Source organism: Martelella sp. UBA3392 (genome assembly GCF_002358775.1).
GTDB lineage: Bacteria > Pseudomonadota > Alphaproteobacteria > Rhizobiales > Rhizobiaceae > Martelella > Martelella mediterranea.
The window spans coordinates 1-14,379 of record NZ_DEPM01000292.1 but is presented as its reverse complement, the minus strand read 5'-3'; the positions used below and the strand labels follow the sequence as shown (position 1 = coordinate 14,379).

Below are 14,379 nucleotides of genomic sequence, written 5' to 3'. Positions count from 1 at the left end.
AGATGTCGCGAAAGCGACAGTGAGGGGGAGTCCATCCCTACGAACGCCCTCGCAATTCGATATGCTGCTTCACCCTCACTGCCCCTTTCGGGGCATCTCTCCCGCAAGCGGGAGAGAGTATTGGGTGCAAGCTTCGACGCCTATATTCAGCCGTCAGTGTCTTCCGCGAGAATGACAGGCAGGCAAAACAACCGGGGGCAGCCATGACGGCCGTCCCCGTTCTCCTCATCACAGATCCGGCGCGAGCGGCACGTCGATCGAGCCGTCGAGGAATTTCTTCGGTCCGTCGGAGCCCGGCGACATGTCGAACTCGAAGATATCGAGCGGCAGCCAGAGCGTGGCGCAGGAGTTCGGAATGTCGACGACGCCGGAGATATGCCCCTGCACCGGCGCGGTTCCCAGAATCGCATAGGCCTGGGCGCGGGTGAAGCCGAACTTGGTCATGTATTCGATCGCGTTGAGGCAGGCCTGGCGGTAGGCGACATTGACATCGAGATAATGCTGCTTGCCGCTTTCATCGACGGAGATGCCCTCGAAGATCAGGTAGTCGTCATATTTCGGCACGATCGGGGACGGCTTGAAGATCGGGTTCTTGATGCCGTATTTGGCCATGCCGCCCTTGATCAGGTTGACCTTGATATGCAGCCAGCCGGCCATTTCGATGGCGCCGCAGAAGGTGATTTCGCCATCGCCCTGGCTGAAGTGCAGGTCGCCCATGGAAAGGCCGGCGCCGTCGACATAGACCGGGAAATAGATCTTCGAGCCGCGCGACAGGTCCTTGATGTCGCAATTGCCGCCATGTTCGCGCGGCGGCACGGTGCGGGCACCTTCGGCCGCCGCCTTGTCGCGTTCCTCGCCCTTGAGCTTGCCCATATGGGCGGACTTGGTGTTCGGCAGTTCGCAGAGCGCCGGCACCCGGTTCGGGTCGGTATCCTTCAGCGCTTTTTCGCGCGAGTTCCACATGTCGAGCATGGGGCGGTCGGGAAGGCAGCCGATGAGGCCCGGATGGATAAGCCCGGCATAACGCACGCCCGGCACGTGGCGCGACCTGGTGAACATGCCCTCGAAATCCCAGATCGATTTCTGCGCTTCGGGGAAGTGCTCGGTCAGGAAGCCGCCGCCATTCTGCTTGGAGAAGAAGCCGTTGAAGCCCCAGAGCATGTCTTCCTTGGTGCCGATATCGAGAATATCGACCACCAGAAGATCGCCGGGCTCGGCGCCCTTCACGCCGATCGGGCCGGAGAGATAGTGGACCTGTTCCAGTTCGACATCGCGCACGTCGGCTGCATCGTCGTCGTTCTTGATCTGGCCGCCGGTCCAGTCATAGGTCTCGACCTTGAAGTCGTCGCCAGGCTCGACCCAGCACGCCATCGGAATATCGGGATGCCAGCGATTGTGGATCTGCTCGTTGGTGTGGGGCGATTGGCTGAGATCGATCTTGATCAGCGTATCGGTCATATTCGCTACTCCTTCGATGTTTTGGGCAGTGGTTGGGGTCAGACGGAAAGGAAGCCGGCAACGCGGGCTTCATCGATGCCCGCGCGCGGGCTTTCGTGGACGATCTCGCCCTTCTCGATGACGAGCACGCGGTCGGCCATGTCGAGGGCGAAGCTCAGCACCTGTTCGGAAACGAGAATGGAAAGGCCCATCTCGTCGCGGATGCGGCAGAGCGTGCGGGCCATTTCCTTGATGATGGATGGCTGAATGCCCTCGGTCGGCTCGTCGAGGAGAAGAACTTTGGGCTTTGAGGCGAGCGCGCGGGCAATGGCGAGCTGCTGCTGCTGGCCGCCGGAAAGGTTGCCGCCGCGACGGCTTTTCATTTCGAGCAGCACCGGGAACAGCTCGTAAATATGGTCTGGCACGGTGCGTTCGTCGGTCACGGTCAAGCCGGTCTCGATGTTTTCCTTCACCGTCATCGACGAGAAGATCATCCGCCCCTGCGGAACGTAGGCGAGGCCGGCGGCGACCCGCTGATAGCTTTCCATCTTCTCCACCGGCTTCTCGCCGATGCGGATGACGCCCGAAGACGAGGGAACGACCCCCATCAGCGATTTCATCAGCGTGGTCTTGCCCATGCCGTTGCGGCCCATGATGGCGACGATCTCGCCGGGCCGGAGCGCGAAATTCATGCCGTGGATGACTTCGCTCTGGCCGTAGCCGACATGCAGGTTCTCGATTGCGAGCATGACTTTGTCTCCTAATGGCCGAGATAGACTTCGATGACCTTGGGGTCGTTCTTCACATGCGCCATCGAGCCTTCCGACAGTACCTTGCCCTGGTGCATCACCGTCACCCGGTGGGCGATGTCCTCGACGAACTTCATGTCGTGCTCGATCACGATCACCGACTGGTTCTGGATGATGGTGTTCAAAAGCTCGGCGGTCTTGATGCGCTCGGCGACGCTCATGCCGGCGACGGGCTCGTCGAGCATCAGGAGCTTCGGGCTCTGGATCAGCAGCATGCCGATCTCCAGCCACTGTTTCTGGCCGTGGCTGAGGATCGCGGCCTCGGTGTCGAGGTGATCCTTGAGGAAGATCATCTCGGCAACATCCTCCACTCGGTCGACCACTTCAGCGTCGCGACGGAAGAACAGCGCGCCGAACACGTTGCGGCCGCGCGGGAAGGAAAGCTCCAGGTTCTCGAACACCGTCAGGTCCTCGTAGATCGACGGGTTCTGGAACTTGCGGCCGACGCCGGCGTGGACGATCCTGTGCTCGGCCATGCCGGTCAGTTCGTGGCCATCAAAGTTGATGCTGCCTTCGGTCGCCCTGGTGCGGCCGCAGATCAGGTCGAGCACGGTGGTCTTGCCGGCGCCGTTGGGACCGATGATCACGCGGATTTCGCTTTCATCGACATAGAAGGAGAGGTCGTTGACCGCCTTGAACCCGTCAAAGGAGACGGTGAGGCGTTCGACGCTCAGGAGGAAGTCTTTCTGGGCTGTAGGGGCGTTCATGATCGTCGTCCTCACTGGGCCGGTTCGGTGGCGGGTGTGTCGTCGGAACGGGAGGAGCGGAACCTTCCGAAGGCGCGGCCGAGCGTGGGCTCCACATGGTCATGGAAGAGACCGGCGAGACCGTTGGGGAAGGCCATGACGACGCCGATGAACAGACCGCCCATGGCAAACAGCCACAATTCGGGAAAGCTCTCGGAAAACGTGGTCTTGGCATAGTTGACGATCAGCGCGCCGTAGATCGCGCCGAACAGCGACAGACGACCGCCGACGGCACAGAAGATCACCATTTCGATCGAGGGCACGATGCCGACGAAGGACGGCGACATGAAGCCGACCTGAAGCGTGAACATCGCCCCGCCGATCGCCGCGAGCCCGGCGGACAGGCAGAAGATGAAGATCTTGAAGTTGGCGACGGAATAGCCGGAGAACCGCACCCGGTCCTCCCGGTCGCGCATGGCGACCAGTAGCCTGCCGAATTTCGAGATGCGCACGCCTTGGGCGAGGATCAGGCAGGCAAGAAGCAGGAATGCATTGACGAAATAGAGCACGACCTTGGCATCGTCGGTGCGGATATCCCAGCCAAGCAGGGTGCGAAGGTCGGTGATGCCGTTGACGCCGCCGGTATAGCCCTGCTGGCCGATGATCAGGATCGTCAGGATCGCCGCGATCGCCTGCGTTATGATCGCGAAATAGACCCCTCCGACGCGCCGCTTGAACATCGCGGCGCCGATGATGAAGGCGAAGATCATCGGCACGGCGACGATCGCGACCAGGGTGAAGGCGAGCGAGTGGAAGGGTTGCCACCAGAACGGCAATTGCGTGATCTGGTTCCAGTCCATGAAATCCGGAATGCCGGGCGTGGACTGGATGGCGGTTGCTTCCGGCGTCGAGGCTTCGAGCTTCAGAAACATCGCCATGCAGTAGCCGCCAAGGCCGAAGAAGATGCCCTGGCCGAGGCTCAGAATGCCGCCCATGCCCCAGCACAGCACAAGGCCGAGCGCGACGAAGGCATAGGTCAGATACTTGCCCATCAGGTTGAGGCGGAAGGTATCGAGCAGCGCCGGCAGCACCACCAGTATGATGGCTGAAAGGATGAGGAGAGCCAGCCACTCGCGCTTGGAAAACAGGACACTGACGAATTTCATGACTTTACTCCTCAGCGGCGGATATTGAGGGTGAACAGGCCCTGCGGACGGATCATCAGGATGCAGACCACGGTGAGCAGGGTGAGGACCTTGGCCATCGATCCCGACAGGAAGAATTCGAGCGTCGACTGGGCCTGGCTGATGGTGAAGGCGGAAGCGATGGTGCCGATCAGGCTGCCCGCGCCGCCGAACACGACCACGAGGAAGGTATCGACGATATAGAGCTGTCCGGCGGTGGGACCGGTCGAGCCGATCATGGTGAAGGCCGCGCCCGCAATGCCGGCAATGCCGCAGCCGAGACCGAAGGTCATGCGGTCGGCGCGCTTGGTGTTGATGCCGACGGCGCCGGCCATGACGCGGTTCTGCAGAACGGCGCGCACCTGCTTGCCCCAGGACGAGCGGAACATGATGAAATAGACGACGAAGGCGACGATGAAGGTCAGCACCATGACGAACAGACCGTTGATCGGGATCTCGATGATGTCGGTCAGCGCCAGCGAACCCATCATCCAGTCGGGAAGCGTGACGCCGACTTCGCGCGCGCCGAAAACGGAGCGGTAGATCTGCTGCAGGATCAGCGACAGGCCCCAAGTGGCGAGCAGCGTATCGAGCGGCCGCCGGTAGAGATGGCGGATCATTGCCCATTCCACCAGAACGCCAAGTGCAAAGGTGGCCATGAAGGCAAGGATCATCGCGATGAAGAAGTAGATCGGAAACAGCGCCGGCGCATATGCCGTCACCAATTGCGAGCACATATAGGTGACATAGGCGCCGAGGATCATGAACTCGCCATGGGCCATGTTGATGACGCCCATCTGGCCGAAGATGATGGCAAGGCCCAGCGCCATGAGCACGAAAACGGAGAACAGGCTGAGGCCCGCAAATCCCTGCATGGCCAGGATGGAAGAAAATTCGCCAATCGTATAGTCGCCAATCATCGTGGCCTCGCGGGTTGGAAGCTTGGGTCTCAAGGTCGGTGGAAGGGCGCTGCCCGATTTTCCGGGCAGCGCAGGCAAGGCTTATTGGTAGCCTTCGGGGAACGGGTTCGGTTCCATCAGCTCTTCGGTCTCGTAGACCACTTCATACTGACCGTCCGGGAGGGCGTGGCCGACGCGGGTCTTGGACCACAGGTGATGATTGTCATGGATCTTCACATAGCCTTCCGGCGCGGAGGTCAGCTCGATGCCGGGCGAGGCTTCCTTGATCTTGTCGATGTCGAAGGAGCCGGCCTTTTCAACCGCGGCCTTCCACAGCCAGGGTCCGAGATAGGCAGCCTGGGTCACATCGCCGATGACGATGTCGTCGCCCCACATCTCCTTGAAGGCGGAGACGAATTCTGCGTTGTTGTCGTTATCGAGGCTCTGGAAGTATTTCATCGTGGCGTAGGCGCCGGTGATGTTCTCGCCGCCAATGCCGAGGATCTCGTCTTCGGTCACCGAGATGGTGAGCAGCAGCGGATCTTCCTCGGTGAGGTCGATGCCGGCAGCCTTGAGTTGCTTGTAGAAGGCAACGTTGGAACCGCCGACGACGATCGCGTAGATCACATCAGGCTTCTTCAGCTTGATCTTGTTGATGACCGAGTTGAACTGGGTGTGGCCGAGCGGATAATATTCCTCGCCGACGACGTCCAGGCCGAGCTTTTCGATGTGCTTGCGGGCGATCTTGTTGGAGGTGCGCGGCCAGATATAGTCGGAGCCGAGCAGGTAGAAGCTCTTGGCGCCCTTTTCCTTCGTGACCCAGTCGATGCCGGCGATGATCTGCTGGGTCGCTTCCTGACCGGTATAGATTACGTTCGGGCTTTCCTCGAGACCCTCGTAGAAGGTCGGGTAGTAGAGCATGCCGTTATACTGCTCGAACACCGGCAGCACGGCCTTGCGGGAGGCCGAGGTCCAGCAGCCGAACACGGCGGCGACCTTGTCCTGCACCAGAAGCTTCTTGGCCTTTTCCGCAAAGGTCGGCCAGTCCGACGCGCCGTCTTCCTGGATGTATTCGATCTGGCGGCCCAGAACGCCGCCCATGGCGTTGATCTGTTCGATGGCAAGCTTCTCCGCCTGAACGGAGCCGGTCTCGCTGATCGCCATCGTGCCGGTGACGGAGTGGAGGATGCCGACCGTTACGGTATCGTCGGTGACGGCAAGCCCGGTCGTGTTGACCTCGGCGGTGGGGTATTCCTGCGCCGCGACCGGGAACGCCGAAGTGGCGATCAACGGCAGCGCCGCAAGCCCGGCGAGCAGGGCCCGTCGCGCTATCGATAGCGTGTGTTTGTGAAGTTCATCCCTCATGGCAGAGCCTCTTCGTGTCTCTAGGTTTCGGTACTCGCGCTGGCTCATCGCCAACTGAGGGGAAGTGTCGCCAGGAATGATGCGGCACAACAATGGAGCGTTTGACGTATTGGCCCTGGGGCGTTTTGCCCGTAGCGTCAGGTCAGATGAGCAGGGGATGCGATTATCGGCCTGAAGCGGCGGCAATCTTCGGGATGGGGCAAATGACCGGACAGCCGGAACGATACCGCAAACTTTTTTAGCCTGCCGCCAGGGCAGCATGTGGAACGGAACTTGCTTCCGCAAAGACGTGGGCCGTGCCGACGAAGGGGATCTGATGACGGGGGATACCGGAGCTTGACCACCGCCGAGCGCATACCGCGCAATCGCCGGACCTATAACAAGTGGGTCGCCAACCAGACGCTGGAAGACTACGCGCTCCGCTTCACCGCCTACAAGGTCAGGCGGTTTTCGAGCTGGCGGATCGCCAATACGGCGATCGGTGCGATCTCGTTTCTGGCGCTGGAGGCGATCGGCGGCGCGATCACGCTGAATTACGGGTTTGCCAACGCGGTGACCGCGATCGTGGTGAGCTGCGTGATCATCTTCCTGATGGGCGTGCCGATTGCCTATAACGCCGCCAAATACGGCGTCGATATCGACCTTCTGACGCGCGGTGCCGGCTTCGGCTATATCGGCTCGACCGTCACCTCGCTGATCTACGCGACCTTCACCTTCATCTTCTTCGCCATCGAGGCCGCAATCGTCGCGACCGCGTTGCAGCTCTGCACCGGCTTGCCGTTATCGATCGGATATATCCTCAGCGCGCTGGTCATCATTCCGCTCGTGACCCACGGCGTCACCTTCATCAGCCGGTTCCAGGCATGGACCCAGCCGTTCTGGGTGGTGCTGCAACTGGCGCCCTTCATCTTCATCGCCACCCAAAGTCATGCCGCGGTCCGGCAATGGACCGGCTATTCCGGCCTGTGGGGCAATTCGGACGGCAGCCCGGATATCGTCCATTTCGGTGCGGCCTCCGCGGTGCTGTTCTCGCTGGTGGCGCAGATCGGCGAGCAGGTCGACTTCCTGCGCTTCCTTCCGCGCCGCACGAAGGACAATCCTCTGCGCTGGTGGGCAGCGCTTTTCGCGGCCGGGCCCGGCTGGATCGTGATCGGCGGGCTCAAGATCCTCGGCGGCTCGTTCCTCGCCTTCTTCGCCTTCCAGCAAGGCGTGCTGTTCCACGAGGCTTCGGACCCGACGCAGATGTATCTGAGCGTGTTTCGCGAAATGCTGGGCTCGCCGGAACTGGCGCTCGGCCTCGCCGGCATCTTCGTCGTCATCTGCCAGATGAAGATCAATGTCACCAATTCCTATGCCGGCTCGATCGCCTGGTCGAACTTCTTCTCGCGCCTGACCCACAGCCATCCCGGCCGCGTGGTTTGGCTGGTGTTCAACGTCATGCTCGGCCTGCTGCTGATGGAGTTCGGCGTCTACAAGGCGCTGGAACAGACGCTCGGTCTCTATTCGATCGTCGCCGTCGCCTGGATGGCGGCGATCGTTGCCGATCTGGTGATCAACAAGCCGCTCGGGCTTTCGCCCCAGGGCATCGAGTTCAAGCGCGCCCATCTCTACGACATCAACCCGGTCGGTTTCGGATCGATGTGCATGGCCGTCCTTGCCGGGCTCGCAGCCTATTTCGGCTTCTTCGGCGAAACGCTTGCCCATGTCTACATCTACGTCGCGCTGATCTCCGCCTTCCTGCTCTCTCCGGCGATCGCCCTCGCGACCCGCAGCCGCTACTACATCGCCCGCAAGCCGCCGTCCGACTGGCAGAGCGGCGCCATGATCCAGTGCTGCCTGTGCGAACACCACTTCGACAGCGAGGACATGGCCCGCTGCCCCGTCTATTCCGGCCCGATCTGCTCGCTCTGCTGCACGCTCGATGCCCGCTGCGGCGATGCCTGCAAGACCGATGCGCGGCTGAAGGATCAGGTCCGTTCCTTTGCCGCCGCCTTCCTGCCGCAGAGCCTCGCAACCTTCGTTGAAAGTCGTCTGGCGCGCTATATCGCGGTCCAGACCATCGTCACGGCGCTGATCGCAACGGTGTTCTGGCTGATCTATTTCCAGTCGACCTTCGATCCGGCCCTGCCCGCCCAGCATATCGCGGCGGTGATGTGGAAGCTGTTCGTCATCCTGTTCATCATCTCCGGCATCATCGTCTGGCTGTTCGTGCTGGCGCAGGAGAGCCGCAATTTCGCCGAGGACGAATCCCGCAAGCACACGCGCATGCTGATGGACGAGATCATCGCCCATGACGAGACCGGCAAACTCTTGCAGAAGGCCAAGGAACAGGCCGAATCCGCCAATCAGGCGAAAAGCAAATATGTCGTCGGCCTCAGCCACGAACTGCGCACCCCGCTGTCGGCGATCCTCGGCTATGCGCAACTGCTGGAACGGCAGAAAGGTCTGCCGGTCTACATCCACAATGCCGCGCGCACCATCAAGAGGAGCGGCGAGCATCTGGCCGACATGATCGAGGGCCTGCTCGACATTTCGAAGATCGAGGCCGGAAGGCTCGAGATATTCCGCCACAAGATCGCGCTCCGTCCCTTCCTCGACCAGATCGTCGACATGTTCTCGCTGCAGGCGCAGGCCAAGGGCATCGGCTTCGAGTTCCACGCCACCTCCAACGTGCCGGATTACGTTTTCACCGACGACAAACGGCTGAGGCAGGTGCTGATCAACCTCCTGTCGAACGCCATCAAATTCACCGATCATGGAGAGGTGCGCCTCACGCTGTCCTATCGCGGCCAGGTGGCGACCTTCGAGATCGAGGACACCGGGATCGGCATCTCCGAAACCGATATCGAGCGCGTGTTCCTGCCGTTCGAGCGCGCCGAGCAGCCGGCCAATTCCTCGCGCCCGCCGGGCACGGGGCTGGGGCTCACGATCACCAAGCTTCTCGTCGACATCATGGGCGGGGAGCTGGTGGTGCGCTCGACCGTCGGCAAGGGCACCTATGTGGCGATCCGGCTGATGCTGTCGTCTGCCAAGGAACCGGTCGAAAACTCCTCGTCAATCTCCGCGATCAGCGGTTATGAGGGGCCGCGGCGCACCATTCTGGTTGCTGACGACGACCCGGCCCAACGCGCGCTGCTGGAGGACGTGCTGCGGCCACTCGGGTTTAGTGTGATCACCGTTTCCGATGGTCCCGCCTGCCTTTCGGCGCTGGCGCTTTACGCCCCCGACCTCGTCATCCTCGATGTCGCCATGCCGACCATGACGGGCTGGGAGGTGGCGCGCCAGGTGCGCAAGCGTTTCGACCGTGACCTGCCGATCCTGATGGTCTCCGCCGATGCCGGCAACGAGCGCACGCGCCCGGAATATTCCGGCCTGTGTGACGCCTATCTGGTCAAGCCATTCAGCTTCGAGGAACTGTTCGAGCACTTCTCCACGCTCATCCCGCTGACCTGGACGGATGATGACCACAGGGCGGACCTGCTCGAGGTGCGGACGGCGTTTTCGCCCGAGGAACTGCCGGAGGCGAGCAAGCTCAAGCAGCTCCACACACTCGCCCGGATGGGGTTCATCCGCTCGATCGAGGCGATGCTGAGCGAGATCGAGATTTCCACGCCTGCAACGGCAACCTTCTGCGGCCATATGCGCCAACTGCTCGACAATCACAGGCTGCACGATTTTTTGTCTGTCCTTGATGGGGTGAACCATGCCTGAGAAAACGGAAACAAGCCGGGTTCTGGTGGTCGATGATTCCGCCGATGCCCTGTTCATGCTCTCGGATGCTCTGAAGCTTGAGGGGATGGATGTCCTGACCTGCAACAGCGGCCGGCAGGCGATATCGCTGGCCAACAGCACCGCCCCGGACATCGTGCTGATGGACGCGATCATGCCGGGGCTGGACGGTTTCGAGACCTGCCAGATCCTGAAGGCGGAGCAGGGCTTCGAGGATACGCCGGTGATTTTCATGACCGGCTTCAACGAGAGTGAACATGTGGTGAGGGCGCTGACGGCGGGCGGGGTCGATTTCATCAGCAAGCCGATCATGCTCGACCAGCTGTTTGCCCGGATGCGGGTGCATCTCGGCAATGCCAGGCGCGCCCGCTCCGCCCGCAAGGCGCTCGATTCCACCGGGCGCTGGATCGTTGCCTGCGACCGCAACGGCAAGATCTTCTGGTCCACGCCTCAGGCCGCGGAGCTGATGCAGCGCGCCGGCATGCGCGCCGACCAGAATGCATACCTGCCCTGGGAGATCGTCGCGTGGTTGTCGGAAACCGAGGGGCAGAATGCCGCCGGCAACGAGAGCACGCGGTTTTCCCGCAACGGCCACGACATGGAGTTCCGCCTGCTCTCCGACGACGACAACGAGGAGGTCCTGCTGCGGCTGGTTGACCGCCAGCGCGGCACTGACGAGGAGCAACTCGCCAAGGCCTTCGGCGTGACGCTTAGGGAAGCAGAGGTGCTGCTCTGGATCGCCCACGGCAAGACCAACAAGGAGATCGCCGACATCCTCGTCATGTCGCCGCGCACCGTCAACAAGCATCTGGAGCAGATCTTCAACAAGCTCATGGTCGACAAGCGAACATCAGCGGCGACCATGGCTGTCAGGGTGCTGTGGCGCGATAGCTAGAGTTAATCCGACCGGAGCGAAGATCGACAAGATCTCAAACAAATGCATAGAGCGCAGATCTGATCCAATCAGATCGAAACGCGCTCCAGAGCATCAGAGAAAGACAAGATCAATCGATGGCGCATGCCGTTGCCAGAGCGGTCGCGCCGATGCGGCCGATGTCGCCGTCCTCCTCGTCGCTTGCGCCCGAAACGCCGATAGCGCCGATGATCTCGGAACCGGAGCGCAGCAGCACGCCGCCGTCAAGCGGCACCCCGTTGGGTATGCAGAGCAATGCAAAACGACCTTCGCCCTCGACGACCTTCTGGAAATCGAGCGTGTCGCGCCTGAAGAGCACGGCGGTACGCGCCTTCAGCGTTGCGATCTCGACGCTGCCGACCTGGGCGTTGTCGTCTCGATGCAACAGCACAAGGTGACCGCCATCATCGACGATCGCGATCACCAGCTTCAGGCCCCGGCTGCGGGCTTCCTTGTCGCAGGCTGCGGCTATGGTCCTGGCGGCCTCGAGCGTGAGTGCGGTTTTCGTTGCGAGCATTTGTTTTCCTCCAGTCAATAAAGCCGGACTCCGAGGTCTTGCACCCAGTGCAGGCCCTCGTCCGTTCCGGCGCGCGGTCTGTATTCGCAACCGATCCAGCCGCGGTAGCCGAGGTGATCGAGTTCGCTGATGAGATTGCCGTAATGAATCTCGCCCTCATCGGGTTCGGCGCGGCTCGGGACCGCCGCGATCTGAACATGCGCGATGAGCGGCAGATGGTTTTTCAGCCGCGTGAAGATGTCGCCCTCTGCGATGCCGACATGATAGGCATCGAACATGATCTTCACATTCGAGGCGCCGATTTGCCGGATGATGTCCGCCTTCTTCTCGATCGTGGAATAGAAATAGCCCGGCTTGTCTCTCTGGTTGATGCCTTCCAGCAGCAGCGTCATGTCCGGCGCGCGGGCGGCGGCCTGCTTGAGGTTCTCGACTAACACCGCTTGCGCCTCGTCCTTCCGCGCCGGCTCGACGACGCCGGCCATGACATGGATCGCGGATGCCCCGGCAAGTCTCGCCCACTCGAGCGCCTGTTCGAAATCGGCTTCGAAGGCCTGCCGGCAACCGGCGAGCGCCGCCCGTCCAAACTCGCCCTTGCCGGTATCGCCGGGCGACGTGTTGATGCCCAGCAGCGTGAGGCCAAGCGCCTCGCAACGCGCACGCACGTCCTGCGGCGGGAAATCATAGGGCCAGTGCAGTTCGATCGCGCGAAAACCCGCGGCGGCGGCGGCATCGATGCGGTCCAGCAGCGGGCGGTCGGGCCAGAGAAAGCCGAGATTGGCGGAAAATCTGGCCATGGCTCACCGCAGCCTGAATGTCGCGTTGAGATCAGCGATCATCGAAGGCGTCAGCTGCCTGACCGGCATGCCGTGGGTGATGATCGCAAGCTTTGCCGCCTCTTCCAGCTCCTCGATGGCGAAGACCGCTGCGTCGAGGCTTGCTCCGCAGACGATCGGTCCGTGGTTTTCGAGAAGGGCCGCGCTGTGATCGGCGACGATTGCGGCAATCCGCGCCTTGACGTCCGCCGACCCCGGCCGCGTGTAGGGCACGACGGGCACGGTGCCCACCCGCATCACCACGTAAGGCGTGATCGGCGGGATGGCGTCGGCCGGGTCGGTGTCCGAAAGACAGGCGAGCGCGGTGGCATAGGAGGAGTGCAGATGAACGACGGCGGCGCATGAACGGCCTTCGTAGAAGGCGAAATGCAGCGGCAGTTCCTTGGTCGGCTTGTCGCCGGAAATATGGTTCCCATCGGGATCGAGTTTCGAAAGGCGGTCGGGCTCGAGAAAGCCGAGGCATGAATTCGTAGGCGTCGCGATATAGCCGCCATCGATGCGCGCGGAAATATTGCCGGAAGAACCCGCCGTCAGGCCCCGCTCGAAAAGCGAGCGGCCCCATTTGACGATGTCCGCGCGTATCTTTTCCTCATTCATGGTCGTCCAAGCTCCTGCAAGGCCTTGCTGAAAAAGTCAGGGCCGCCGAAATTTCCGCTCTTCAGCGCCAGGCCGAGCGGGCCGCTTCTTTCGCCGATGAGCACCGGAACGCCGGGATCGATTTCACGGCCGACGCGCATGCTGGCAAGGCCCAGCGCCTCCACGACCGAACCCGATGTCTCGCCGCCGCCGACGACGATGCGGCGGATGCCGGCGTCGGCGAGGCAGACGGCCAGCGCGGCGAAGAAGCTTTCGATCTTTCCGGCGACCGCCTTCCGGCCGAACTGCCGCTGCGCCTCGGCAACCGCATCCGGCGCGGCGGTGGAGAAGATGATCGGCGCGTTGTCGCCCTGCTCGGCAACCCATGCGGCGACGCCCTCCGGGGTCGTCTCGCCGCTCAAAAGCGCGCGGGGATCGACGGTCAGGGACGGATTGGCCGCCGCATAGCGGGCCACCTGTTGCTGCGAATTGGTCGAGCAGGAACCGCACAGCACGACGCCGGGGCCGGTCACCGGGGGCAAGGTCTCCGCCGCGTCGGCGAGCTTGCCCCTGGCCCTGAAATTCCGCGGAAGGCCGAGGGCGATGCCGGATGCGCCGGTGACAAGCCTGTGATCGGCCACGGCGTGACCAATCGTGACGAGGTCTTCGTCGCTGCTGGCGTCGGTCACGACAAGGCGCCGGCCGGCCTTTTTCTCGGCGGCGAATGCCGCAGCCAGCGAAGCGTTTCCGGCGCGCACCGTGTCGAGGGCAATGCTTCCGACGGCGCCCGTGGTCTGATGTCCAAGCCAGCGGCGGATATCCGGATCGGTCATCGGCGTCAGCGGGTGATGCCGCATGCCGGTTTCGGAAAGCAGGCGGTCTGCGACAAAGAGATGGCCCATGAAAACCCGCCGGCCGGACGCCGGAAATGCCGGGCACACGACGGCGATATCGGTCTGCAGCAGGTCAAGCAGGGCTTCCGCCACCGGCCCGATATTGCCGTCCTGCGTGGAATCGAAGGTTGAGCAATATTTGAAGATGATCTGTTCGCAGCCCTGGTCGAGCAGCCAGCGCGCCGCCGCAAGAGACTGCGAAACCGCCTCTGAAACCGGGGCGGATCGGGTCTTGAGCGCAACGACGCCGGCCTCGCAGGCAGGCGGGTCGTGGGCGATGCCGGAGAGTTGCCCGGAAAACTGCAAAGTGGCCATGCCGCCCTTGGCAAGCGTGTTCGCGAGATCGCTGGCGCCGGTAAAATCATCTGCTATCGCACCGAGCAGCATGTCAGTTGTGCTCCGCTATCCGGCTTTCGCGTTCATCCTCGAGATGGACCCGGATGATGTCCTCGAACGAGGTCTCGCCGCGGAAGCCGAGTTCCTCGGCGCGGCGGGCGTCGAAGCCCTGCGGCCAGCCGGCGATGATCGCCGCGATGTC

Annotated in this window: 12 protein-coding genes; 2 read left to right on the top strand and 10 right to left on the bottom strand. The window is 62.3% G+C overall.

Translation table 11 applies throughout. The features are described from left to right. Positions 1 to 228 precede the first annotated feature (228 nt). The 6 genes from fmdA to urtA form a co-directional block, all read right to left on the bottom strand. Positions 229 to 1,458, bottom strand: a complete 1,230-nt coding sequence (fmdA, locus tag B4E36_RS22850; RefSeq protein ID WP_292057297.1) for a formamidase — start codon at positions 1,456 to 1,458, stop codon at positions 229 to 231. A gap of 38 nt (positions 1,459 to 1,496) precedes the next feature. Further along, positions 1,497 to 2,186, bottom strand: a complete 690-nt coding sequence (gene urtE / locus B4E36_RS22845; protein ID WP_292057299.1) for an urea ABC transporter ATP-binding subunit UrtE — start codon at positions 2,184 to 2,186, stop codon at positions 1,497 to 1,499. An 11-nt stretch (positions 2,187 to 2,197) separates the two neighbouring features. Then, positions 2,198 to 2,953 carry an urea ABC transporter ATP-binding protein UrtD gene (gene urtD / locus B4E36_RS22840; protein WP_292057301.1) on the bottom strand — a complete coding sequence of 252 codons (756 nt, stop codon included), beginning with the start codon at positions 2,951 to 2,953 and terminating at the stop codon, positions 2,198 to 2,200. A gap of 11 nt (positions 2,954 to 2,964) precedes the next feature. Further along, a complete protein-coding gene (gene urtC, locus B4E36_RS22835) occupies positions 2,965 to 4,098 on the bottom strand; it encodes an urea ABC transporter permease subunit UrtC (RefSeq protein ID WP_292057303.1) in 1,134 nt (377 codons plus the stop codon). Positions 4,099 to 4,109: 11 nt separating this feature from the next. Then, on the bottom strand, positions 4,110 to 5,036 hold the full coding sequence (gene urtB / locus B4E36_RS22830) for an urea ABC transporter permease subunit UrtB (protein ID WP_292057304.1): 927 nt from the start codon (positions 5,034 to 5,036) through the stop codon (positions 4,110 to 4,112). An 81-nt stretch (positions 5,037 to 5,117) separates the two neighbouring features. Beyond that, positions 5,118 to 6,380 (bottom strand): urea ABC transporter substrate-binding protein, encoded by a 1,263-nt coding sequence (gene urtA / locus B4E36_RS22825; protein WP_292057306.1) that lies wholly within the window; start codon positions 6,378 to 6,380, stop codon positions 5,118 to 5,120. A gap of 336 nt (positions 6,381 to 6,716) precedes the next feature. Between urtA and B4E36_RS22820 the strand changes: the two genes are divergently transcribed. Then, positions 6,717 to 10,091, top strand: a complete 3,375-nt coding sequence (locus B4E36_RS22820; RefSeq protein ID WP_292057307.1) for an ATP-binding protein — start codon at positions 6,717 to 6,719, stop codon at positions 10,089 to 10,091. Next, a complete protein-coding gene (locus tag B4E36_RS22815; RefSeq protein WP_292057310.1) occupies positions 10,084 to 11,004 on the top strand; it encodes a response regulator in 921 nt (306 codons plus the stop codon). The genes B4E36_RS22820 and B4E36_RS22815 overlap by 8 nt, the downstream gene beginning before the upstream one ends. A gap of 109 nt (positions 11,005 to 11,113) precedes the next feature. On the opposite strand, the gene B4E36_RS22810 is transcribed toward B4E36_RS22815, so the two are convergent. From B4E36_RS22810 to otnK, 4 genes are read right to left on the bottom strand one after another with little or no spacing between them, the layout of a single operon-like run. Next, positions 11,114 to 11,539, bottom strand: a complete 426-nt coding sequence (locus tag B4E36_RS22810; protein ID WP_292057312.1) for a GlcG/HbpS family heme-binding protein — start codon at positions 11,537 to 11,539, stop codon at positions 11,114 to 11,116. 14 nt (positions 11,540 to 11,553) lie between these two features. Further along, complete coding sequence (locus B4E36_RS22805; RefSeq protein ID WP_292057315.1) at positions 11,554 to 12,333, bottom strand: hydroxypyruvate isomerase family protein; 780 nt, start codon at positions 12,331 to 12,333, stop codon at positions 11,554 to 11,556. A gap of 3 nt (positions 12,334 to 12,336) precedes the next feature. Then, on the bottom strand, positions 12,337 to 12,969 hold the full coding sequence (locus B4E36_RS22800) for an aldolase (protein WP_345900850.1): 633 nt from the start codon (positions 12,967 to 12,969) through the stop codon (positions 12,337 to 12,339). After that, positions 12,966 to 14,228: a 3-oxo-tetronate kinase gene (gene otnK / locus B4E36_RS22795; protein WP_292057319.1), complete on the bottom strand. Its 1,263-nt coding sequence runs from the start codon at positions 14,226 to 14,228 to the stop codon at positions 12,966 to 12,968. The genes B4E36_RS22800 and otnK overlap by 4 nt, the downstream gene beginning before the upstream one ends. Between the last annotated feature and the right edge of the window lie 151 nt (positions 14,229 to 14,379).

Excerpts from the sequence above, each read along its gene's own strand:
- B4E36_RS22805 (WP_292057315.1), bottom strand. The coding sequence starts at position 12,333 with ATGGCCAGATTTTCCGCCAATCTCGGCTTTCTCTGGCCCGACCGCCCG.
- B4E36_RS22815 (WP_292057310.1), top strand. The coding sequence starts at position 10,084 with ATGCCTGAGAAAACGGAAACAAGCCGGGTTCTGGTGGTCGATGATTCC.
- fmdA (WP_292057297.1), bottom strand. The coding sequence starts at position 1,458 with ATGACCGATACGCTGATCAAGATCGATCTCAGCCAATCGCCCCACACC.
- urtB (WP_292057304.1), bottom strand. The coding sequence starts at position 5,036 with ATGATTGGCGACTATACGATTGGCGAATTTTCTTCCATCCTGGCCATG.
- urtD (WP_292057301.1), bottom strand. The coding sequence starts at position 2,953 with ATGAACGCCCCTACAGCCCAGAAAGACTTCCTCCTGAGCGTCGAACGC.
- urtE (WP_292057299.1), bottom strand. The coding sequence starts at position 2,186 with ATGCTCGCAATCGAGAACCTGCATGTCGGCTACGGCCAGAGCGAAGTC.
- otnK (WP_292057319.1), bottom strand. The coding sequence starts at position 14,228 with ATGCTGCTCGGTGCGATAGCAGATGATTTTACCGGCGCCAGCGATCTC.
- B4E36_RS22810 (WP_292057312.1), bottom strand. The coding sequence starts at position 11,539 with ATGCTCGCAACGAAAACCGCACTCACGCTCGAGGCCGCCAGGACCATA.
- B4E36_RS22800 (WP_345900850.1), bottom strand. The coding sequence starts at position 12,969 with ATGAATGAGGAAAAGATACGCGCGGACATCGTCAAATGGGGCCGCTCG.
- urtA (WP_292057306.1), bottom strand. The coding sequence starts at position 6,380 with ATGAGGGATGAACTTCACAAACACACGCTATCGATAGCGCGACGGGCC.
- urtC (WP_292057303.1), bottom strand. The coding sequence starts at position 4,098 with ATGAAATTCGTCAGTGTCCTGTTTTCCAAGCGCGAGTGGCTGGCTCTC.